Annotated in this window: 23 protein-coding genes; 10 read left to right on the top strand and 13 right to left on the bottom strand. The window is 62.4% G+C overall.

The features are described from left to right. Positions 1-25: 25 nt before the first annotated feature. The gene (locus tag J4G38_RS08285) at positions 26-913 is read right to left on the bottom strand and encodes an alpha/beta fold hydrolase (protein WP_226163279.1); all 888 of its coding nucleotides are present in this window, start codon (positions 911-913) and stop codon (positions 26-28) included. 87 nt (positions 914-1,000) lie between these two features. Here J4G38_RS08285 and J4G38_RS08280 point away from each other — a divergent pair, with 87 nt between their 5' ends. Together J4G38_RS08280 and J4G38_RS08275 are read left to right on the top strand one after the other, a co-directional pair. Then, positions 1,001-2,272, top strand: coding sequence for an AAA family ATPase (locus J4G38_RS08280; RefSeq protein WP_210513647.1), 1,272 nt, complete (start codon positions 1,001-1,003; stop codon positions 2,270-2,272). Positions 2,273-2,277: 5 nt separating this feature from the next. Next, the gene (locus J4G38_RS08275) at positions 2,278-2,880 is read left to right on the top strand and encodes a DUF4276 family protein (protein ID WP_210513648.1); all 603 of its coding nucleotides are present in this window, start codon (positions 2,278-2,280) and stop codon (positions 2,878-2,880) included. A gap of 244 nt (positions 2,881-3,124) precedes the next feature. Here J4G38_RS08275 and J4G38_RS08270 read toward each other — a convergent pair whose 3' ends face one another. Continuing rightward, positions 3,125-3,835 (bottom strand): hypothetical protein, encoded by a 711-nt coding sequence (locus tag J4G38_RS08270; RefSeq protein ID WP_210513649.1) that lies wholly within the window; start codon positions 3,833-3,835, stop codon positions 3,125-3,127. Positions 3,836-3,986: 151 nt separating this feature from the next. Between J4G38_RS08270 and J4G38_RS08265 the strand changes: the two genes are divergently transcribed. The 3 genes from J4G38_RS08265 to J4G38_RS08255 all read left to right on the top strand — a co-directional run bounded on the left by J4G38_RS08265 (position 3,987) and on the right by J4G38_RS08255 (position 7,315). Continuing rightward, positions 3,987-4,724, top strand: a complete 738-nt coding sequence (locus J4G38_RS08265; protein WP_210513650.1) for a DUF3891 family protein — start codon at positions 3,987-3,989, stop codon at positions 4,722-4,724. Positions 4,725-4,886: 162 nt separating this feature from the next. Beyond that, positions 4,887-5,855, top strand: coding sequence for a YihY/virulence factor BrkB family protein (locus tag J4G38_RS08260; protein ID WP_210513651.1), 969 nt, complete (start codon positions 4,887-4,889; stop codon positions 5,853-5,855). A gap of 248 nt (positions 5,856-6,103) precedes the next feature. Beyond that, positions 6,104-7,315, top strand: a complete 1,212-nt coding sequence (locus tag J4G38_RS08255; RefSeq protein WP_210513652.1) for a hypothetical protein — start codon at positions 6,104-6,106, stop codon at positions 7,313-7,315. A gap of 115 nt (positions 7,316-7,430) precedes the next feature. Here J4G38_RS08255 and rlmN read toward each other — a convergent pair whose 3' ends face one another. Beyond that, positions 7,431-8,510, bottom strand: coding sequence for a 23S rRNA (adenine(2503)-C(2))-methyltransferase RlmN (rlmN, locus tag J4G38_RS08250; protein WP_210513653.1), 1,080 nt, complete (start codon positions 8,508-8,510; stop codon positions 7,431-7,433). Between the two features lie 98 nt (positions 8,511-8,608). Here rlmN and J4G38_RS08245 point away from each other — a divergent pair, with 98 nt between their 5' ends. Further along, positions 8,609-8,857, top strand: a complete 249-nt coding sequence (locus J4G38_RS08245) for a hypothetical protein (RefSeq protein WP_210513654.1) — start codon at positions 8,609-8,611, stop codon at positions 8,855-8,857. 70 nt (positions 8,858-8,927) lie between these two features. Here the strand turns inward: J4G38_RS08245 and J4G38_RS08240 are convergent, their stop codons facing one another. Next, positions 8,928-9,350: a thioesterase family protein gene (locus J4G38_RS08240; RefSeq protein ID WP_210513655.1), complete on the bottom strand. Its 423-nt coding sequence runs from the start codon at positions 9,348-9,350 to the stop codon at positions 8,928-8,930. Between the two features lie 66 nt (positions 9,351-9,416). On the opposite strand from J4G38_RS08240, the gene mnmD reads away from it, so the two are divergent. Genes mnmD through J4G38_RS08220 form a run of 4 tightly spaced genes read left to right on the top strand, consistent with a single transcriptional unit; the run spans position 9,417 to position 12,274 of the window. Next, positions 9,417-10,136, top strand: coding sequence for a tRNA (5-methylaminomethyl-2-thiouridine)(34)-methyltransferase MnmD (gene mnmD / locus J4G38_RS08235; RefSeq protein WP_210513656.1), 720 nt, complete (start codon positions 9,417-9,419; stop codon positions 10,134-10,136). 27 nt (positions 10,137-10,163) lie between these two features. After that, a complete protein-coding gene (locus J4G38_RS08230) occupies positions 10,164-10,448 on the top strand; it encodes a hypothetical protein (RefSeq protein ID WP_210513657.1) in 285 nt (94 codons plus the stop codon). Then, entirely contained in the window at positions 10,438-11,727 is a 1,290-nt protein-coding gene (locus tag J4G38_RS08225) for a DUF2157 domain-containing protein (RefSeq protein WP_210513658.1), read from the top strand. Before J4G38_RS08230 ends, J4G38_RS08225 begins: the two co-directional genes overlap by 11 nt. Beyond that, on the top strand, positions 11,720-12,274 hold the full coding sequence (locus tag J4G38_RS08220) for a GDYXXLXY domain-containing protein (RefSeq protein ID WP_210513659.1): 555 nt from the start codon (positions 11,720-11,722) through the stop codon (positions 12,272-12,274). The genes J4G38_RS08225 and J4G38_RS08220 overlap by 8 nt, the downstream gene beginning before the upstream one ends. A 71-nt stretch (positions 12,275-12,345) precedes the next feature. Here the strand turns inward: J4G38_RS08220 and J4G38_RS08215 are convergent, their stop codons facing one another. The 9 genes from J4G38_RS08215 to pheS form a co-directional block, all read right to left on the bottom strand. Next, on the bottom strand, positions 12,346-13,176 hold the full coding sequence (locus J4G38_RS08215) for an energy transducer TonB (RefSeq protein ID WP_226163278.1): 831 nt from the start codon (positions 13,174-13,176) through the stop codon (positions 12,346-12,348). Continuing rightward, positions 13,173-13,700 (bottom strand): ExbD/TolR family protein, encoded by a 528-nt coding sequence (locus J4G38_RS08210; protein ID WP_210513660.1) that lies wholly within the window; start codon positions 13,698-13,700, stop codon positions 13,173-13,175. Before J4G38_RS08210 ends, J4G38_RS08215 begins: the two co-directional genes overlap by 4 nt. A 137-nt stretch (positions 13,701-13,837) precedes the next feature. Continuing rightward, on the bottom strand, positions 13,838-14,428 hold the full coding sequence (locus J4G38_RS08205; RefSeq protein ID WP_210513661.1) for a 5-formyltetrahydrofolate cyclo-ligase: 591 nt from the start codon (positions 14,426-14,428) through the stop codon (positions 13,838-13,840). A 6-nt stretch (positions 14,429-14,434) separates the two neighbouring features. After that, complete coding sequence (locus tag J4G38_RS08200; RefSeq protein ID WP_210513662.1) at positions 14,435-14,839, bottom strand: Imm50 family immunity protein; 405 nt, start codon at positions 14,837-14,839, stop codon at positions 14,435-14,437. Positions 14,840-14,857: 18 nt separating this feature from the next. Then, positions 14,858-16,453, bottom strand: coding sequence for a bacillithiol biosynthesis cysteine-adding enzyme BshC (bshC, locus tag J4G38_RS08195; protein WP_210513663.1), 1,596 nt, complete (start codon positions 16,451-16,453; stop codon positions 14,858-14,860). Positions 16,454-16,649: 196 nt separating this feature from the next. After that, the gene (gene rimO / locus J4G38_RS08190) at positions 16,650-17,963 is read right to left on the bottom strand and encodes a 30S ribosomal protein S12 methylthiotransferase RimO (protein WP_210513664.1); all 1,314 of its coding nucleotides are present in this window, start codon (positions 17,961-17,963) and stop codon (positions 16,650-16,652) included. A 174-nt stretch (positions 17,964-18,137) separates the two neighbouring features. Continuing rightward, positions 18,138-19,280 carry an acyltransferase family protein gene (locus tag J4G38_RS08185; protein WP_210513665.1) on the bottom strand — a complete coding sequence of 381 codons (1,143 nt, stop codon included), beginning with the start codon at positions 19,278-19,280 and terminating at the stop codon, positions 18,138-18,140. 65 nt (positions 19,281-19,345) lie between these two features. Next, on the bottom strand, positions 19,346-20,041 hold the full coding sequence (locus J4G38_RS08180; protein ID WP_210513666.1) for a hypothetical protein: 696 nt from the start codon (positions 20,039-20,041) through the stop codon (positions 19,346-19,348). A 32-nt stretch (positions 20,042-20,073) separates the two neighbouring features. Then, positions 20,074-21,162 (bottom strand): phenylalanine--tRNA ligase subunit alpha, encoded by a 1,089-nt coding sequence (pheS, locus tag J4G38_RS08175; protein WP_210514069.1) that lies wholly within the window; start codon positions 21,160-21,162, stop codon positions 20,074-20,076. Between the last annotated feature and the right edge of the window lie 23 nt (positions 21,163-21,185).

Here is a 21,185-nt window from a genome sequence, read left to right as displayed (position 1 = left end):
ATGCCGGGCGGGGCAATGCCCGCACCTACAGCAATCCCGCCATTTCTTCCATAATTGCGGCCCAGTTTTCCAAATACAGCATGTGGCCCTGGCCCGGCAGCAGCCGCACGGGCGCGCCGCCCAGCCGCCCGGCCAGGTAGGGGATGTTGCCGGGGGCCCACACGCCATCGGCGGCCCCGTGCCAGAGGCGCATGGGGGCCCGCACGTCCTCAATGCGGAAGCCGGGCGGGCGGCACCAGGCCTGCGCATCATCAAACACACCCCGGCCGGCGTGGGCAAAGCCCTGCACCGCCGCATCGCGCAGCAGCGCCCGGAAGCGGGCCGTGGTGCAGGCCTCGGCCGGGCGCATGCCGCGGATAAACCAGGCGATGGTGCGGTCGGGGTGGCGGGCCCACTGCTGGCTGAGCCACAGGAACGTGGTCCGGTTCAGCCAGGGAAAGCCAATCTGGCCCCAGCGCAGGAATTTCCACACCCACGAAAGATGGCGGTGGGCGGCCCGCTCGCCCAGCGGCAGGCAGGTGCTGAGCAGCTGCCCGGCCGCCACCCGCGCCGGGTGCCGCGCCGCCAGCGCCAGCGCGTGCACCCCGCCCACCGACCAGCCCATCACGCCCACCCGCTCCCGGATGGCCAGTGCGTCGAGCATCGCCACCACGTCATCGGCAAAGGAGGGAAAGGTGAGCCGCCGGTACACGCTGGACTGCCCCACGCCGGGCCGGTCGGGCGCCAGCAGCTGGAGCTGCAAGCGGGCCAGCAGCACCGCGTCATTGGGCAGCTCCAGGCCGGAGGAGCCGAAGCCGTGGTGAAACACCACCGCCCGGTGCGCGGGGTGGCCGTAGCGCGTCAGGCCCAGCGTACGGCCGTCGGGCAGGCGGATGGTGAGGGGCGTGGGGCTTCCGGGGTCGGGGACGGGCATGGCCGAAAGTACGGCCGGGGCGGCGGGTGGTTTCTTAGGCAGCATCGGCGGCCAGGGTTACCTTCGCTGCTCTAAAAACGCCTTTGCATGATGGACGAATTGCTAAACCCGAGGGCTGAAATACCGCCTTTTATAAAGCGTGTGTTCGTGCGTGATTATGCACCGCTACGAAAGGCAACCGTTTCTTTTAAGCGCGGACTAAATATCATCATTGGTAAAAACGGCACCGGGAAAACCCGATTTCTAACGCTCCTGAGTGATTTGGCCGATTTGCAGGAGAGTAAAGAACATTATTGGGGTGCGGGATGCAGTGTTGCATTTGGCGGAATTTTCGCGGAAAAAGACGAAGTAGAAGTTGAGTTTGAAGAGCAGGATGATACTGGGCTTTCCAATAAACCACTGGCTTGGGACTTGGTATTTATACGCGTGACGGCCCGGATGACAGATAGCTATTCGGAACATATAAGAGAGGGAAGAGTAGTAGAAGGTTTCTTAGCTCATTACCCGCCAGTGTTAGTACGGCATGGCATTCCTGTTTCGGAAATGCCCATCATTGATGAGAGCGCCGAACTACTAATAGAGAAAAGAAACGTAACGGTCCAGCTAAGGCTTGGGGCTAAGCGCGTAAGCGACTTCAATAGTCAATTTATTCGGGCAGTATTGCATACCATCGTTGCCACAATTAGAAACGGATTTACCGTATTGCGGAGCGTACCAGTGCCCCCTATGACTGCGGAGGAAGTTCGGCATCAACTTATCCGGCTTATGAAGACATATTCTGACCGCCTTACCCAATTTCTGCCGCTATATACACCTGTACAAGCAGTGCGATGCAGTGAGTATTTCCAGGTTTATCACCAAGAGTTGCAAGACCAATACACTATTAAAGGGTTGGTTTTGGAGTACCAAGTAAACAGTGAGTGGCTTTCGTTTGGGATGTTATCGGACGGGACCAAGCGTTTGGTGTACACTGTGGCCGAACTACTCGCCCCGCAATCTGTAGGACTAAACAAAACCACCAACGAAATTGGGGTATATGACCGACGCAAAATCATCTTCCTCGAAGAGCCCGAACTCGGCATCCATCCCAAGCAACTCACCAAACTCCTCAACCTCATCCGCGAAATATCTAAGGAGAACCAGGTGATAATGACGACGCACTCGCCGCAGGTGCTGGACATGCTTTCGGAGAAGGAGCTGGACCGCATCACCATCTGCGAGCTCGACCCGAAGAAGGGCACCCAGTTTCATAAGCTGACCCAGAAGAAGCAAAAGCAGGCCCGCGAGTACATGAAGGAAGTGGGCTTCCTGAGTGACTATTGGCGCTATTCGTTTCTGGAAGAAACCGAAGCGGAATAGCGCGCATGGCACGGAAAGCGGCAGAAAAAAGCTTCTTGGTGGGCCTGCTGGGCGAGTCGCCCAACGACACAGCCTCGGTGGAAGCCTTGTTGGGGCCGCGTTACGGCGGGCGGGTGCGGTTCACGGTTATCAGCCCCGAGATTACGGGCAGCCAGCTCGACAACCCCAAGTTCCAGCACATTATTCGGAAAAACTACCAGTTCAAGCGGCCGGATTTGGTGGTGGTCACGCGGGATTTGGATGCCCCGGAAACCGACCGGGAGCAGAAGCTAAAGCGTCGGGAGTTTTTTCGGAAGATAAACGTGGGTCTGGAGCGCAAGGGTGTGTACCTGCTCAATATCCACGCGATAGAGGCCCTTATTATTGCCGATATCCGGGTGTTCAACACGCGGTACCAGTGCGTTTGTGAAGTCCCGGCCGACCCCATGACGATTGCCGACCCGGTAGCATTTTTGAAAAATGCCACCCCCACGGGCAAACCCCACTACGACGAAGGCTACTGCGCCGACTTGTTGGGCCAGGTCGATTACGAGACGGTGCGCGCCAATTGCCGCTACTTCGCGGAATTCGACCAGGCGTTGCAAGACTGGCTGCCGCCGCTGGCCTGAGCAAAAACTGCTCTCGCAACCCATCCGGCCCCACCCGCACCCCCTGCGAGAAGGCTCCGAACCGCTCCGGCCAAGCCCGGACCGCCACCGAGAGCTCTCTGAAGAACCCCCGGCTGGTCCGGACCCCTTTAGCGGAAAATACAAAGCCCCCCGGCCGAGGCCGGAGGGCTTCCGAGGGCTCTCTAAACCGGTCCGGGCCAGGCCGGACCCGTTTAGAGAGTAGGTTTTCCCGCTCCCGTGCAATTTAGTCGGCTGGGTGGGGGGCTACGGGGAGCTTGGGCAGGTTGCCATCGGCCGGGGTGCCGGTGCTTTGGGGGAAGGGGAAGAAGCTGTAGGCCAGCTCGGGGTTTTCGAAGTGCTCGTGCAGCAGGCCGGCGTAGGCGCGGTAGAGGCCGGTGCACACGTTCAGCTCTTCGGCATCGACGGCGGCGCTGCCTTCTTTTTGGGTGGCGTGGGTGGTGGTGCGGCCGGTGAGGGCATCTTCCAGCTTCTTGTATTCGGTGGCGGCCTCGGCGGGCGTCACCTTGGTTTGGGAGCCGTAAGTGGTGCCGATGCGGTCGAGGTAGTACTTGGCCCGGCCCAGGATGTTGGCCTGGTTGGCATGATACAGCGCATCCATCCCGCCGGGGAAAATGTCGATGCGCTCGGCCTGCGCCCGGTCCGGAAAGGCCGGGAACACCTTGGTGGTGTTGGTGAGCTTGGCCCAGGCCAGGAAGTTTTTCACGGCCGTGCGCAGTGTGGCGGCGGTGGCAGAGAGGCCCTGCGGCCCGCGCTGCTGGTGGGCGGCGCGCAGCTTCTCGATGAGGGGCGTGAGGAAGGCCAGGTCGTCGGCGTGGGCGGCCGGGTCGCGCTCCAGGTTGGCCCGCACGGTGTCGGCGAAGGCCAGAAACTCGTCGTCGCTCAGGGCGGCGCACAGGGTGATGAAGAAATTCTGGAAATAGGTTTTGTGGGTCATGGGTAGTGGGCAAAAAGTGGTGGATAAAAAAGGCCTTACGGCCGCCAAGGTAGGGAAAAGCCCGGCAGTAGCAGCCCATGGCCGGGCATCCCGCTGCCGCCCGCCGCGTAGATAGACTGCGGCCCGTGCCACCCCGCCCTTTTACCTCCCCATGATAGTCAACTCCACGCCTGCCGGCTGGCAAATCATCTACCAGCAGGCCCACGCCCTGCTGGCCGCGCAGCTCGCCTGGCACTGGCCGCCCACCCTGCCGCCCGACCGCTGGGTGGGCCTGCTGGCCGCCATCGCGCAGCACGACGACGAGCAGGAAGCCTGGCGGGGCCGCGGCCACCACGGCCTCACCGCCGCCGGAGCCCCCGCCAACTTCACCCAAAAGGCCTTCTCCATGGAGCAGGCCGCCGGCGTGCTGGCCGCCGCCCGCTTCCAGGGGCGCTGGCGCAGCCTCCTCACCGGCCTGCACCTGAGCTGCCTCCACGAGGGCCTGCGGGGCCAGTCCAGGAACATCGACGCCTTTCTCGATGAGTTGAAATCCCAGCAGCAGCAGTGGCAAAAGGAGCTCAAAGTGTCCCGTAAAGAAGCCACCCAGGCCTACGACCTGCTGCACTGGTGCGACCGGCTGTCGCTCATCCTCTGCCGCCACGAGCTGCCCGAGATGGGCCGCGCCCTCGAAATCCACCACGGCCCCGACGGCCGGCGCTACGACGTGCGCCAGCCCCAGCCCGGCGGCCCCGCGCAGGTGACGCCCTGGCCCTTCGCCACGCCCGAAATTGAGGTGAGCGTGGAAGCCAGCGTGCTCACCCAGCTGCAGTTTAAGGACGACGCCGAGCTGGCCGCGGCCCTGCTGGCCGCCCCTGTCGAAACCCTGCGCTGGACGCTGCGGGCATCTTAATGAGTAGCAGTTAATAATCAATAGTGAGCAGGTAGTATTGCGCAAATAGCCTGCTACGCGCTGGGTTCACCGCTACCTGTTCATCGTTACCCGTTAACTACGGCCTGTTTCGGCCGTATTAGCAGCGGGGCGCGCCATTTGCGCTGCTCCAGCTCTTTCCTTATGGCGTATTATAAAATTTCCGACGTGCTGGCCGTTCTCAAGGCTTCCGCGGCCGAGTTCAGCAACAATAATTCCTTTCGGCACGCGGCGGCGCTGTCGTACTACACCATTTTTTCGCTGCCGCCGCTGCTGCTTATCGTCATCACGGTGGCCAGTGCGGCGTACGGCGGCGAAGCCATCACCGGCCAGATTTACGGGCAGCTGAAAGGCCTGGTCGGCGCCGATTCGGCCAAGTTTCTGCAGGACAGCATTGCCAAATTCACCCTGCAGCAGCGCGGGCCCGTGGCTACGGCCATTGGCGTGGCCACGCTCATTTTTGCGGCCACCACCTTCTTCGTCACGCTGCAGGAAAGCATCAACGACATCTGGAACCTGAAGGTGAAAACCAAGGGCATCGGCATTGGGGCGTTTCTCAAGCAGCGGTTTCTCTCGTTCGGGCTCATTTTGAGCGTGGCCCTGCTGCTGCTCATTTCCTTCGTGGTGAGCGCCGTGCTCAGTGCCTTCACCGGCTGGCTCCAGCAGCAAATTCCCGACGTCGGGGTCATCGTCATCAAGCTCGTCGATTTTGCCCTGTCGCTGGGCGTCACCACGCTGCTCTTCGCGCTCATCTACCGGTTCCTGCCCGATGCCATCATCCGCTGGCGCGACGTGGGCGTGGGGGCTTTCATCACGGCGCTGCTTTTCGTGGTTGGCAAGTTTCTCATTGCCTTCTACCTCGCCAAGTCTGACCCCGGCTCGGCATTTGGGGCCGCGGGCTCGGCCATTGTGCTGCTGCTGTGGGTCAACTACTCGTCGCTCATCATCTTCTTCGGGGCCGAGTTTACCCAGGAATTTGCCGATGCCTTCGGCCAGAAAGTGCAGCCCAAAGCCCACGCCGTGCGCGTGCGCCTGGAGGAAATCGCCCCCGGCGAATCGAGCGAGGAAATTGCCACCGGCCGCCCCCGCAGCACGGGGCGCTGGAAGGAATAGCGCAGAAAAAAGGCGCATAATATCCTTGTTTTCCTTCGTTTAAGCTCCGGTTTTCGCCATCCCAACGGCTTGAAATGGACTGTGCTGGCCGAAAGAAAGGTTTGGCGGTCTGCTGCGGTTCGGGCATGCAAAAGGTTTCAGACCGCCATTTTTTGTATTGCAACGGTTTGGGCAGAAACAATCATCTTTGAGGAAACTACCATTTTCAAAGATTAATGAGTAAACCTCTACGTTCTCTTTGCTGCGCTGTGGCTCTGGCATTGCCCGCCATCCCCGCCCTGGCCCAAACCCCACCCGAAAAGACAATCGTGGTAAGCCCGGCCGTGGGCGAAGTCATCGATGCCGCCGAAAAAGCCCGGTTTGGGCTTTTTCCCAACTACGCCGCCGATGATTTTGTGGAAGCCCGGTTCGTGCGCGCCCTCACCGCCGATAGCACCATCACCCTGCGCACCCGCCTGCGCGACGGCCGCCAGGTGAACCGCACCTGCCTGCCGGTAGAACTCGTGGCCGTGCACGACATCATCCAACGCCGGCTGCAGGAGTTGGGGGATGCTGCCCCGGTCGCCGCCGCCCCAGCCGGGGCGCTGCCCGGCCCGGCTGCCCCGGTAGCGCCCGGCACCACACCCGAAGTCATCGGCCGCAGCTACAGCGTCGAGCTCACCTCGGGCAACCGTTTCATTGGCGTGCTGCGGGGTTCCACGCCGCAGGAACTAGAGTTCGAAACCAAGGACCTCGGCAGCGTGCGGGTGCAGCGCAGCAATCTCAAAGAGTTTGCCCTGCTCACCACCGAGCAGGCACGCCGCGGCTTCGATGACGTGGGCAACGGCAACCGCCTCTTTTTCGGGCCCACCGCCCGCAACCTGCGCCGGGGCGAAGGCTACGTGCAGAACATCGACGTGTTTCTGCTAAGCGCCAACTACGGCATCTCGGACAATTTCTCCATGGGCGTGATTGCCACCTTCATCCCGGAGGCTGGCAGTGATAACCTGTTCGGCCTCACGCCCAAGGCCAGCTTCCCGGTGGCCGACAAAGTGCGCCTGGGCGCGGGCGCGCTGGTGCTGTTCAGCGGGGGCAGCACGGCCGGCGTGGTCTACGCCAACGGCACCCTTGGCAGCGCCGACAACAACCTCACGGCCGGGCTGGGCTACGGCTTTAGCGGCTTCGGTGGCTTTGCGAGGACGCCGGTGGTCATGCTGGGCGGCGCTACCCGCCTGGGCCGCCGCATCTCGCTGCTCGATGAAACCTACCTGCTGCACTACAGCGACACCTATCAGTCCAGCACCGGCGTGGGGGGCATTGCCGGCGTGCGCGTGGCCGGGCCGCGCATCAGCGGCAGCCTGGGGCTGATGTACACCTACGAGTCGAACAGCGACACGTATTACGGCTACAATGGCTCCAACTCCTACAGCGAGGCCTATCCCTATGCCGAGGTAACGTTTCGTTTCGGGCGGGTAAAATAATTGCCCGTGCCCAGCGCACAACCAAAAGGCCCGTCTGGTACACCAGCGGGTCTTTTGGTTGATTTTTTATGTGTGTGTCTGGGTTGGGCCCTTTTTTGAGGACAGGAAAGAAAAACTAAGCCGTGGCCTTTTCCTCCTTCACGGCCAGCTGCCCGCAGGCGGCGTCGATGTCTTTGCCCCGGCTGCGGCGGATGTTGGTTTGCACGCCGCGGTCGGCCAGGTACTTGTGGAAAGCGGTGATTTTGTCGTCGGCCGCGTTCTGGTAGTTGGCGTTTTCGATGGGGTTGTACTCAATCAAATTTACCTTGCAGGGCAGCCACTTCGCAATTTTGAAGAGGTGCTCGGCGTCGTCCAGCCCGTCGTTGAAGCCGTCGAATACGATGTATTCGTAGGTGACTTTGCGGCCGGTTTTCTCGTGGTAATACTGGAGGGCTTCCTTCAGCGCGGCCAGGGAATTGGCCTCGTTGATGGGCATGATTTCGTTGCGCTTGGCATCCGTCGGGGCGTGCAGCGAGAGGGCCAGGTTGGCCTTCACGTCGTCATCAGCCAGCTTTTTAATCATCTTGGCAATGCCGGCCGTGCTGATGGTGATGCGGCGCGGGGCCATGTTCAACCCATCGGCGGCGGTGATGCGGCGCACGCTTTCCACCACGTTGGCGTAGTTGAGCAGCGGCTCGCCCATGCCCATGTACACGATGTTGGTGAGCGGCGTGCCGTACTGGCTTTCGCACTGCTCCCGAATGCGCACCACCTGGTCGTAAATCTCGGCCGCGTCGAGGTTGCGCTTGCGGTCCATGTAGCCCGTGGCGCAGAATTTACACGTCAGCGAGCAGCCCACCTGGCTGCTGATGCAGGCCGTCATCCGCGTATCGTGCGGGATGAGCACGCCTTCCACCACATTGCCATCATACAGCCGGAAGGCCGATTTGATGGTGCCGTCGCTGCTGAGCTGCTTGTTCTGCACCGTCACGCCGTTGATGACGAAATGAGCGGCCAGCAGCTCGCGCGTGGCCAGCGAGATGTTGTTCATCTCCTCAAACGAGGCGGCGGTGTTCTTCCACAGCCACTCCGTTACCTGCTTGGCGCGGAAGGGCTTCTCGCCGTGCTCGACCATGAAAGCCTTCAGGTCGTCGGGCGAGGTTTTGCGGATATCGCGTTTTGTTGAAGTGGGGGCGAGGGGCAATTCTAACAGCATAGGGCAAAGATACAAGCCGACAGGGCGTTGGGTTCCGCAGGCGAACTATTTGGCGGGGCCACGTACATTAGTTAGGAATAACCCAACGCAACCGCACGATGCACAGCGAAGCGCTTATTGTCGAAACCGGAAGGCTACTAGCCGCTTTGCCCGGGGATAAGGCCCGGACCGTTCGCGATTTTGCCGCATTCCTCGCGCAGCAGCTCTGGGCGGAGCTGCCGATGGTAGAAGACCCGTGGGCCGCTACTGAAACCGAAGAGGCGTTTCGGGCCGATGTAGCCGCCGCCGTGCGTCACAGCGACTCTTTCGATTGGCTGCACGATTTCACGGCCGAATCGGTGAATTAACGGCGGCTGAATTGCAGCAGGTCGACGCAGGTTTGCGTCTGGCGTTGCAGTCACCGTAGCAACTGTCACGCTACCCCAATTGCGCCACCAGCTCCTCGGGCAGCTGGCGCAGCTTGTGGGTGTTGTAGTCGAAGCAGAGCATGCCGGTTTTGGCCCGGGCCACCTCTTTGCCCGCTTTGTGGACGTGGTACACCACGTCGAACCCGTACTTGTTGGCATCGGTGGCGGCGATGTCGATGCGGAGCATATCGCCGTGAAAAGCCTCGCTCTTGAATTCCACGGCCACATCTACCATGATGAGGCCGAGCTTGGTAACGGAGTCGAATTCATCGGGCAAGCCTATGGCCCGCAGGAAATGCACCCGCGCCTCGTGCAGAATGCTGAGCAGGGCGTCGTTGCCAAGGTGCCCGCCGTAGTTGAGGTCGGTGATGCGCACGGGAACTTCGGTACTGAAAGAGAAGGTGTCGGGCAGGGTTACTTTTACGCGGGCCATGTGGTGGGCTGGTGAAGGAGTCAGGCGCTGAACTGGAACTGGTAGATAAACAAATATCAACGAACAATGAGCCAACAGAAATTCTCTAACGAGCTAAAGGTAGAGATTCGGCAGACGGCAGACGGCTCGGCCACGCTCTTTGTGCCGGCGCTGGGCGAGCATTACCATTCCACCCACGGCGCCCGGCAGGAATCGGAGCACGTCTTCATTCGGGCCGGCCTCGCGCCGCTGCTCGCCGCCGGCCTGGGGCAGGCCGGGAGCCCGCCGTTGCGCCTGCTCGAAATAGGCCTCGGCACCGGCCTCAACGCCCTGCTGACGCTGCGCACCGCCGCCCAGGCCGGGGCAGCGGTGGCCTACGCCGGCTTCGAAACCCGGTCGCTGCCCGCCGAAGTAGTGGCCGCGCTGGCCCCGGAATGGGTCGCCCAATCGGTGGCGGCCGGGGCGCAGTTTAAGGCGCTGCACGCCGCGCCGTGGAGCGAAACGCACCCGTTGGCGCCCGGTTTTCTGCTCACCAAGCGGCTGCAGCCAGTGCAGGAAGCGGCGCTGCCGCCCGCCGGCTACGACCTGATTTATTTCGACGCCTTTGCCCCCGACAAGCAGCCCGAGCTGTGGAGCGAAGCCATTTTCCAGCAGCTCTACGCCGCCGCCGCGCCCGGCGCGGTGCTGGTGAGCTACTGCGCCCAGGGCCAGTTCCGGCGCAACCTGCGGGCCGCGGGCTGGCTAACCGAAAAGCTGCCCGGCCCCCCCGGCAAACGCGAAATGACGCGGGCACGGAAAGAGGATTGAGCATTTTTCATTTATTTTCGACACCCCATGCCCATCGACCCGAACCTGGAAATTTATTGCCCGGCCTGCCAGTGGGAGCCCGATGGGGGAGCCCATTGGGTGTGCGACTGCGGGTGCGTCTGGAATACCTTCGATACCGGCGGCGTGTGCCCACAGTGCCGGTACCGCTGGCGCCGCACCGGCTGCCCCAGCTGCACGGTGTGGTCGCTGCACGTGGACTGGTACCACGGCCTGGACGAAGAGGTGGCTGAGCTGGTCGAAGCGGCTCTTTCTGCGCCCAGCGGCGTATGTTGCAGTCTCAATGAGTCGTAAATTTATCGAAACCGATGGCCCGGCCTGGGTCACCGAAGGCATCATCAGCGACGCGCAGCGGCTGAAGCTGCTGGCCCGCTACCCGCCCGAGGCGCAGGCACTGGGCCTGCTGCCGGTGCTGGGCAGCGTGCTGGTGGGCCTCAGCGGCCTGAGCCTGGTGGCGGCCAACTGGCAGGCCCTGCCCGCCGCGCTGCGGCTGGCGCTGCTGCTGGGCAGCCTGCTGGGCAGCTACGCGGCCGGGGGCTACTTCCTGCGGCGCGGCAACCCCGACCTGGGCCACGGCCTCATGGGATTGGGGCTGATTTTCTTCGGGGCCAGCATCATTCTCATCAGCCAGCTCTACCAGCTGGTGGGCTACAACGCGAGCGGCCTGCTGGCCTGGGTGGTGGCCGGCACGGCCCTGTGCTACATCTACGGCTCGCGGCTGCTGGTGCTGCTCACGGTGCTGATTGGGGCGGCCGTGCAAACGTATTGCGTCGAGTCGTTGGGCAGTTTCAGCTACGCCACGGCGGTGCTGGTGGCTGGCGGGCTGGGCTACTACTGGTGGCGCCGGCCCGAAGTGGTGAGCAGCACCGTGCTGGCCGTGGGCTTGCTCTGGCAGGCGGGCCTGCTCGTTATCGCCCTGCATTCCAAAATAACCTGGTTTTTTGTGCCGGCCATGGCCATCTACGCGGCCGGCGACTGGCAGCGGAACCGCGCCGGCGGCCGGGCCTTGCAGGGACCGTCGCTGGTAGCGGCCTACCTGTTCATGTTCGGGCTGGCCACGTTTGGCGAAACCGACACCTACGCCAACGTGCTGCGCCCGCCGCTGCTGCCGTACCTGGCGGCATTGGCGGCCGTATTTGCGCTGTCAGTAGCCGGTAAGCGGGCACGGGGCCGGCTCGATACTTTGCTCGACTGGCTGCTGCTGTTGCCGGGATTTTACCTGCCGGGCGGGCTGCCGCTGGCTGTGGCCACGCTGGTGGTGCTGTACGCGCACGCCGGCTCGGTGCTGGCTCGCGCCCACCGCGACGAAGATTCCGACCAGCTCACCATCGGGGCGGTGCTGTTTGTGGTGGCCACGGCCGTGGCGTATTTCAAGCTCACCTGGGGCTTTTTTGATAAGTCGGTGTTCTTCCTGGTGGGTGGGGTGCTGCTGCTGAGCCTGAGCTGGTACCTGCGCCGCCGCAATGTGCAGACGCTGGCCGCCGCCACGCCGCTGGTGGCGCAGCAGGCCGGCAGCCCGCCCATCATTCCGCCCGCCACCCCGGAAACTTCCCCTCCCGCTCCCCATGACTGACCTGCTCACCTGGTGTTCGGCCCCGGCCCGCCGCCGGCCGCTGATGCGTCTGCTGGTGGCGGCGCAGGTGCTCTACGTGCTGGGCGTGGCCGGCGCGGGCTACGCCACGGCGGCCTTTGGCCAGCGCATCGTGCTCACAACGGAGCCCATCGACCCGCGTGAGCTGCTCACCGGCGACTTCGTGCGCCTGCGCTACAATATCAGCGCCGCCCCGTTGCGCCTGTGGCACGATGCCGCCCCGCCGCGCCGCCGCCAGGGCGTGTTCGTGCTGCTGGCCACCGGGCCCGACAGCGTGAGTACCGCCGTGGGCGTGTATGCCACCGCCCCGCACCCCGGCGCCAGCCAAGCCGTGCTGCGCGGCTGGGTGACCGATGTGTACCGGAATTCCCTGGGCCTGCGCTTCAACCTGGAGCGGTATTACGTGCCCGATGGCAGCCCCCTGCGCCAGGAAAAAGTGGGCCGGACGCACCCGTTGCGGGTGCGGGTCAGCATTGCGCCGTGGGGCCAGGCCCGCATTGCCGGGGTGGAAGAGGTGCGGGCGAATTGAGCAAAAAAGCCCGTCATGCTGAGCTGAGCCGGGCATGACGGGCTGAACGGATTTCCTGTCGAACCGGAAACCTATTGAATTTTGAACGTAATCGGCACGGTGAACGATACGCTCACGTCGCGGCCGTTTTGCTTGCCGGGAATAAACCGGGGCAGCGTTTTGATGGCTCGCAGCGTTTCCTCATCGAGGGTTGCGCTCAGCCCTTTCACTACTTTCAGGTCGGCCACGTCGCCTTTGGCGTTCACCGTGAAGCTGACATATACGCGGCCCTCTGTACCGTTGCGCAGGTCGATGCCGGGGTATTTCACGGCCTTCTGAATGGCTGCCACGATGGCCAGCTGGCCGCCGCCGCCGGGTAGTTGGGGCATTTGCTCCACCGAGACATAGATGTGACTGTCCACTGCGTCTTCCACCGTCTTAGGGCCTTCCACGGCTTCCAGCGGCGTTAAATCGGTCGGGGTGGCTTTGCCTTCCAGGGTCACGGTGGCTACGTGCGCGTTCTCCAGCACTTTCTGGTCGGGTACCTCCTCGGTCACCCGGTCATCGGGCGTCACCACTGGCGGCGTGAATCGGATGGTGGCCACCGGCGGCCGGGGCTGCGCGGGTGGTGCCACGGGCGGAGCAATGGGCGGTGGCGTCACGGCCTTTGGGTCAATGGGCGGGGCAATCAGAATGGTTTCGACCAGGACTTTGGGGGGTGCCACGGGCATTTTCTCCTTCAGCAGCTGCGCCAATAAGGGAAACACCAGCAGCAGCGCCAGAATGGCCGTGGCGATGACCAGCGCCCGCGTCACGTGCCGCTGATAGAGGGCGCGGAGCTCATAGGCCCCGTAAATCTGGTTGCGACCATCGAACACGATGTCGTCGAGGCTGGCCGTGGCCAGCTGGGCATTGGTCATCATAATGCGGCGGGGGAAAGAAGGGTTAAGTCGTCCTGGGTAATCTTGACCAACGCGTATTTTTTCTGTTCGGTGATGCTCATTTCATCCAGAATGTCAATCATGTCCTGGTACTTGGAATCGGCACTGGGCTTGATGAGCACGACCAGGCCGGGCTGCTGCTGCCGCCGCGCCAGCAGCACCTGCCGGATGCCGTTGGCGGCGAAGGTGGTCGTGTGCAGCTCCGGGACCGGCACGGTTTTGTCGTTCGGCGCATTCAGCCCCAGGAAGTAGTGCACCCGGTGGCCCTTACCGAGGATGATGGTCAGGGCCCGGTTCCTGGCAACATCGGTGTGCTCCGTGCTCTTCACCGGCATCGTGAGCTGCATCACGTAGGGCTTGGCGAACGTGGTGGTGAGCATGAAGAAGGTGAGCAGCAGAAACGCCAGGTCCACCATGGGCGTCATGTCGATTTTGGTCGACATTTTCTTTGCTCGTCGTTTGCCGCCTTTGGGTGGCCCGGCCGCCTGCTGCTGGATTTCTGCCATGGGTTCTGTACCGTATGAGGTGAAAGATACCCGGCCAACGCTGCGTTCTAATGGCTTATTGTGAGGAATTTACCGCTGAAAAATTATTCCCCAAACACATATCAGAATCCCTTAAAAAGGCGTTATTCCTTAATTTCTCAGAACCGCCACACCTTGCCCGGCGTGATGTAGGCCGTGAGCGGTACGTCGGTGGGCAGCACGTCGGCAATGCGGCTCACGGGCGGCTCATCGAGCATATTGAGCCCGATGAACTGCGTGCCCGGCCGGCACCGGGCCAGAAACCGGTCGTAGAATCCTCCCCCGTAGCCCACGCGCTGGCCGGCGCGGTCCACGGCCAGCAGCGGCACCAGCACGGCATCCAGCACGGCCGGCAATACTTCCGGCGCGGTCACGGGGTCGGGCACCGGCTCGTCAATACCCCAGCGGTTTTGGGTGAGTTGGGTGTCCGGCGTCAGTTCGTAGTGCCGCAGGGTTTCGCCATCCGGCTGCACCACGGGCACGGCCAGCCGCAGGGGCAATTCCTCGCCCCACACCCAACTAACTATAGGCCAGGTACGGGGCTCATTACGGCTTTCCAGCGACATGAACAGGTGCAGCCACTGCCACTGCTCCACCGGGAACTGGCGGAGCAGGTTCTCGCGCAGCTTATCGCTGCGGCGCGCCACCTCGCCCGCATCCAGTGCCATGCGGCGGGCCAGGGCGGTGCGGCGGAGTTCGGCTTTGGTCATAAATTGTTACAGGAGTGGCCTTGGATTACCATCCAGCAATGAGACGCTTTCGACCACCACCCGCTCCGCCGCGATGTAGCCACTCACTCCGTAGCAGGGTTCAATGTCGCACATAATCAGATTGCCCACTTTCGTGAAATCGATGCTGAACACGACATTTTGATGATTAAAACCCGCGAGTTCATGGTCCTGTACTCCAGCAAAGAGCAACTCAATTAAGCAATGCTTGGCAGCGGTGGAGGTTTTTCTATCAAACCCACCCACCGTATAAATCTTGAGCGAGATAACTGGCCAGTACCCTTGCTCGGCTCGCTCAAAAAGGATGCTGACTATTTCAGCATCGTGAAAAGCCGGCCACTGACCAAAGTGGGCAATAACCAGTTCTTGGTTTTCTATACCGGCTATTTCCATTGCTTAAAAGATATCCAGTTACTCCTCTTCCAGCACCGTGAACGCCAGCGCCAGCGGCTCAAATGCCTCAATCAGCTGCTGAACGAAGCCGGGGTTATTAATCAGAATACTCAGCACGTTCTCGCTGCGCTCCTGCAGGCCGCCGTTGGGAAATAGCTTGTCTTTGAGCGCGGCGAGCTGCGTGTAAGCGGTTTCATGCTTGGTTTCGGCGGCTTTGCTGAGGCGCTTTTCGAGGCCGGCGAGACCGGCGGCGGCTTTCTGGGCTTCGGCGGCCACGGTTTTTACCAACGTCGGGTCGAGGCGCTGGGCCACGTCCTGCACCTGCTGGAAAGCGGCGGCCAGGGCCTGCTGCTGCTCCTTCAGGCTCACTTCCTCCTGGCCCAGCGCGGCGCCGACCAGCTTTTTCAACTCCGGCAGCGGGCGGAAAATCTCCAGCGAAGTCAGCCCCAGCTTCTTCAGTTTGCCCGCATTGGCCCGGCTGATGTATTCGGCCGAGTTGCGCGGCAGCACAATGGGGTAGGGTACGCCGAAAGCTGCAAACACGTCCTTCAGCTGAAACCAGTACGCCACCTCGGCCCCGCCGCCGATGTAGACCAGATTGGGCAGCAGGGTTTCCTGATAAACCGGCCGCAGCACCACGTTGGGGCTGAACTGCTCGGGGTGCGTCTGGGCCAGCTCCAGCAATTCGGCCTGGCTGTGGCACTTGGCCGTATTGCGAATGGTGACTTCCACGCAATCAGCGCCGTTGGTGTCGGGTTCCAGGCGCTCGCGCTTACCTTCGTCGGTGATGAAAAACAGGTTGATGGGCCGTGAATACACCTGCGGCTTGTAGCCGGCGGCGGTGAGGCGGCCGTTGGCAGCCTGCACGGCGGCGTTCGAAACCTGCTCCCCGATTTCCTTGGTCAGCAGTGGCACCAGGGCCTGTTTCAGGGCCGGGCGGTCAGCATCGAGCGTCACCAGCCCGAACTCGCCGAACAGCGAATCGGCCAGCTTGCGGGTGGCTTCGGCCAGGTTTTTGGAAGTCGAATAAGCCTCGTGGAAAGCCGCCGGTACCTCGGGCGGCAGCTGGCTCAGCAGCTGCTCCTCAAAACCGTCGAGCGGGAGCCGGCCCACGGGCCCGCCCGTACCGGCCGCATCCCAGGAATACGTTTTGCCGAACAGCGAGAAATGGTTGATTTCGGCAAAATCGTGGTCCTCGGTGGCCATCCAATACACCGGCACGAAATCGTACTGCGGGTATTTCGCCTTCAATTCCCGGCTCAGCTTGATGGCCGACACGATTTTGTAGATGAAATACAGCGGCCCGGTGAGCAGGTTGAGCTGGTGCCCGGTCGTCACGGTGAAGGTGGTGGGCGCGGCCAGCAATTGCAGACTGGCTTCGATGGCGGGCGCGGGCGCGGGGCCATACTGCTCGCGCAGGGCGGCTACCAGCCGCTGGCGGGCCTCGGGCGTGTAAGCCGCTTTCTTCTCCTCGATTTGGGCAGCGAAGTTTTCCAGCGCGGGCCAGCGGTTGTAGAACGGCGCCAACTCAGGCTTCTGGGCGATATAGTCAGTCAGCAGGCCCGAAAACGCGCCGGTGGCGGCGTAGGGCAGGGTGGTACAAAGAGTGGGCATGGCAAAAGAGCGGGGCCGGGTTCGGGGCGAACCTCAGCCAATGGCAAAAGTCCGCACAAAACCCGGCCCCGGCCGAAAAGTTACTTTTGGGTGAATGAACGGTGCAGAGACGCAAGAGTTGAAGGCTCGTCGTCCGCGCCGCCTGGGTGTCGTTTAATGGTAATCGTTCAACAACGAGACGCAAAATGTTGCGTCTCTACACCAAATGCCCGTAGAGGTCGAAATCCGAGGCCGAATCAATCGTCACATTCGCAAAATCGCCAAGGCGCACGAAGGTGTCTTTTTCCACCGGCACCAGCACTTCGTTGTCCACTTCGGGCGAGTCGAACTCGGTGCGGCCCACGAAATAGCCGCTTTCCTTGCGGTCGAACAGCACCTTGTAGGTCTGGCCCACGCGGGCTTCGTTCAGCTCCATCGAAATGCCCTGCTGCAGCTCCATGATGGCGTCGGCGCGCTCCTGCTTCAATTCAGCCGGCACGTCATCCACCAAGGTGTGCGAGTGCGTGTTTTCCTCGTGCGAGTAGGTAAAGATGCCCAGGCGCTCAAACCGCGTCTGTTCCACGAAATCAACCATCTCCCGGAAGTCCTGCTCCGTCTCGCCGGGGTGGCCGGCGATGAGCGTGGTGCGCAGGGCAATGCCCGGTACGCGCTGCCGAATGGTATCGACCAGCTCGATGGTGCGGCGCTTGGTGATGCCCCGGCGCATGCTTTTTAGCATGGCATCGGAGCCGTGCTGCAAGGGCATGTCGAGGTATTTGCAGATATTTTCGCGCTCGGCCATCACATCCAGCGCATCCAGCGGGAACTGCGAGGGGTAGGCGTATTGCAGGCGAATCCAGTCGATGCCGTTCACATCCGAGAGGTTGCGAAGCAGGTCGGCCAGCTTGCGCTCGCCGTAGGCTTCCAGGCCGTAATAGGTCAGGTCCTGGGCAATGAGAATCAGCTCCTTGGTGCCCTGAGCGGCGAGGCGCTTGGCCTCCTTCACCAGGTCCTCAATGGTGCGGTCGACGTGCTTGCCGCGCATCAGCGGGATGGCGCAGAACGAGCAGGGGCGGTTGCAGCCCTCCGCGATTTTGAAGTAGGCGTAGTGCCTGGGCGTGGTAATGAGGCGCTCGCCGATGAGCTCGTGCTTGTAGTCGGCGTTGAGCACCTTCAGCATCTGGGGCAGCTCCAGGGTGCCGAAATAGGCGTCTACCTGCGGGATTTCCACTTCCAGCTCATCCTTGTAGCGCTGCGAGAGGCAGCCCGTCACGTAGAGCTTATCCAGCCGGCCGGCCTCCTTCTCATCCGCGTAGCGCAGAATGGTGTCGATGCTTTCCTGCTTGGCATTGTCGATAAAGCCGCAGGTGTTGATGATGACGATGTTGGCGTCGGACTTCTCGGCCTCGTGGGTCACGTCGAAGTCGTTGGCCACGAGCTGGCCCATCAGCACTTCGCTGTCCACGATGTTCTTCGAGCAGCCGAGGGTGATGACGTTTACTTTGTTGGTGGTTTGATTTCTAACTTTCACTTATCGCGGATTTAGTCGAATGCAGGGGATGACACGGCTTGGGCTTGCGCTGGGGCGTGGGGCCGGAATTCGGGCGGCGGGAATAAAAAAGGGTAGCTGTAGCGTAAGGTGTTGGGCAATAATGAGCGACCGAATGCGGGATTAGACTAGGCGGCGGCCAATCGAACCCCAAAATTACGACGTAGCCAGTCCCCGCCCACCAGTGAGCACCGCATAAACGCCTGGCGCCACGCGCCGCAGCAGCGCCCCCAGGCCCACACTCACGGCAATGATGAGCAGCGGCAGGGCCAGATACGTGAGCAAATGGATGTGCGGCACCGCCCGTCCGTAGCGCAACGCCAGCTCGGTGGCATAGTTCACGAAGGGCACGTGCAGCACGTAAATCAGAAACGAAAAGCCCGTGAGCCAGCGGAACCAGGCCCGGGCCATGCACCATCGCACGAGGCCATCGAGCCCAAACCAGGCCACCAGTATGCCGCTGGCTTCGCCCACTTTGTGCAGCGCCAGCATCCCCACCGCCAGGGGCGTCGAAAACGGCGGCCCGGCGTGAAAGGCCAGCCAGGTTTTGAGCACGCACACGCCCAGCCACAGCGCCACCAGCGGCAGCAGCCGGAGCCAGCCGGGCGGCATCAGCACATCCACTTGGCGCAGGGCCAGCCACACGCCCAGCCCAAAAAACAACAGCCCTTCGCCCTCAACCAAAGGCAGCGGCACCATGAAAAACCACAGCAGCCCCGCCACGCTGAAATACACCTTCGGATGGCGCAGGAGTTTTTTTAGCCACGGATACGCCAGATTATACACCAGCAGGCTGCGCAAAAACCATAGCTGAAACGGCGCGGGCAGCACCAGCCAGCGCACCAGCAGCTCGCCGGCCGTGAGCTGGCTGAGCAACTGCCGGGGCCAGAACGGGCTGATTTCGGCATCAATCACCGCTTGCCGGGTGATGGCAAAATGCTCCAGCGCCCACAGCACCAGCAGCCACAGCCCGCTCCAGAGCAGGTAGGGGAGGCCCAGCGTGCGCAAGCGGCGGCGCACCCGCTGGCCGTGCGGCTCGGCCCCGTCGCGCCGGGCAAACAGGTAGCCCGAAATGGCAAACAGAATGGGAATACGAAAGCGCAGCAGCCCATTGGCCAGCAAATACTGCAGCCAGGTGCCTGGCCCCAGCGGCTCCTGCACCGGCGTGAAGGGCTGCAGGTAACGCGGGTGCAGGTTGTAGCCGTGCACGTAAATCAGCAGCACCATGGCCACCAGCGACCAGAACCGCAGCTTCTGGCTGAGAAATGGGTCGAGGCGGGCGGGCGGGGCTATTGGCATTTGGCTAATAGATACAAATTAGCTCCACGAGGTTGGCTGGCTGCCGAAGCTTTGCGGCCGGCTTATCAGGCGGCCGGAGAATTGCCCGCCTGAAAATCAATCAGGGCCTGCATCAAATCCTGCCCCCGTGCCAGTACGGGGCCACCCATCGGGTCCTGGAAAAGGGTTTCGAAAGGAGCCTGGCCGAAATGCAGGCCGCTGGGCGTAAGCATGTTGATGCGCGCCTGGCCCGTGGGCGGGGCCGGCCGCCGGGCCTCCAGCCACGGGCCAACGGCATTGGCAACGGGCTGCGCCGCCGCCAGCAGGGCCTGGATGGGGCCCCCGGCCAAATCGTGGCCGCCATCCCAGACCACGCCCGCGCCGCTGTGATTGAAGTAGCGGGCGGAGTTGTCCGCGTAGGCCGCCACCAGGTCGAGGCCTTGCGGCAGGGCTACTTCCAGCACCACGCCCAGCACGCGCTTGGCCTCGGCGGCGGGCGGCGCCACGCCCAATAGCCGCAAAAACTGCCAGGCCTGCAGGTACTGCCGCGACTCCAGGTTTGGGGCCGCCAGAACCTGTTGCAGCGCGGCAATGGCGGTGGCGGTATCACTGCGCTGGTAAGCTTCCTGGGCCGCTGCAAACAGGGCCCAGGGCATATCTGCACGGCCAGGCGCAGCCGGTTTGGGCCATTCCAGCACGGGCACGTCGCCGAATAGCAGCTCGCGAATAGCCGGCGGCTCCGGAGCCGCCGGCTTCTTATTAAACAGCGAAAACAAAGCCATAACCAATCAATCAAGAGTGGAAAAAGAAACCGCTACAGTGCCTCAAACTGCCGCAGAAAGCGCATGTCGTTCTCCGTGAACAGGCGCAAATCCTTAATCTGGTACTTGAGCATGGCAATGCGCTCGATGCCCATGCCCCAGGCGTAGCCGGAGTACTTATCGGAGTCGATTTTGGCGTTTTCGAGCACGGCGGGGTCCACCATGCCGCAGCCGCCGATTTCGACCCAGCCCGAATACTTGCAGATGTTGCAGCCCGCCCCTTTGCAGATGAGGCAGGTGATGTCGATTTCGGCACTGGGCTCGGTGAAGGGGAAGAAGCTGGGGCGGAACCGGATGTTAACATCGGCCCCGAACAGCTCCTGCACAAAGTAATACACCGTTTGCTTGAGGTCGGCGAAGCTCACGCCTTCGTCAATGAAAATGCCTTCCACCTGATGAAACATCATGTGGGCGCGGGCCGAAATGGCCTCGTTGCGGAACACGCGGCCCGGCATCACGCGGCGGATGGGCAGGGGCTCGGTTTCCATCACGCGCACCTGCACGGTGCTGGTGTGGGTGCGCAGCAGGTGCGGCAAATCGGGCGCGCCGGTAGCGGCATTGCCGGCCGTGCCAGTGTTGGCAGCGCCAGCCGCGTGCGACACCGGGGCCACGAAGAAGGTGTCCTGCATATCGCGCGCCGGGTGGTTTTCGGGGAAGTTGAGGGCGGTGAAGTTGTGCCAGTCGTCCTCAATTTCGGGCCCCTCGGCCACGGCAAAGCCGATGCGGGCGAACACGCGCATCATCTCCTCGCGCACCAGGCTCAGCGGGTGGCGGGTGCCCAGGGCGTTGGGCGCCACCGGCAGGGTGTAGTCGAAATCGGGGTTGGCGGGGGCGTTGTCGGCGGCGGCTTCGGCGGCCTGCTGGGCCTCGTCGAAACGGGCCTGAGCCTGCTGTTTCAGGGCATTGAGCTGCTGGCCCACGGCGCGCTTGTCCTCGGCGGGCACGGTCTTGAGCTGGTCGAATAAATCGGCCAGCCGGCCTTTGCGGCCGAGGTAGCTGATGCGAAATGCATCGAGCTGAGCGGCGTTGCTAAGGTCGGCGGTTGTAATTTCGGCCTCAAGGGCGGCAATTGAATCCTGCATCATAGGGCGCAAAGTTACGGCAA

This window comes from Hymenobacter terricola, from assembly GCF_017921975.2.
GTDB classification, from domain to species: domain Bacteria; phylum Bacteroidota; class Bacteroidia; order Cytophagales; family Hymenobacteraceae; genus Hymenobacter; species Hymenobacter terricola.
The sequence above is the reverse complement of the archived record's forward strand: the minus strand, read 5'-3'. Positions and strand labels throughout refer to the sequence as shown.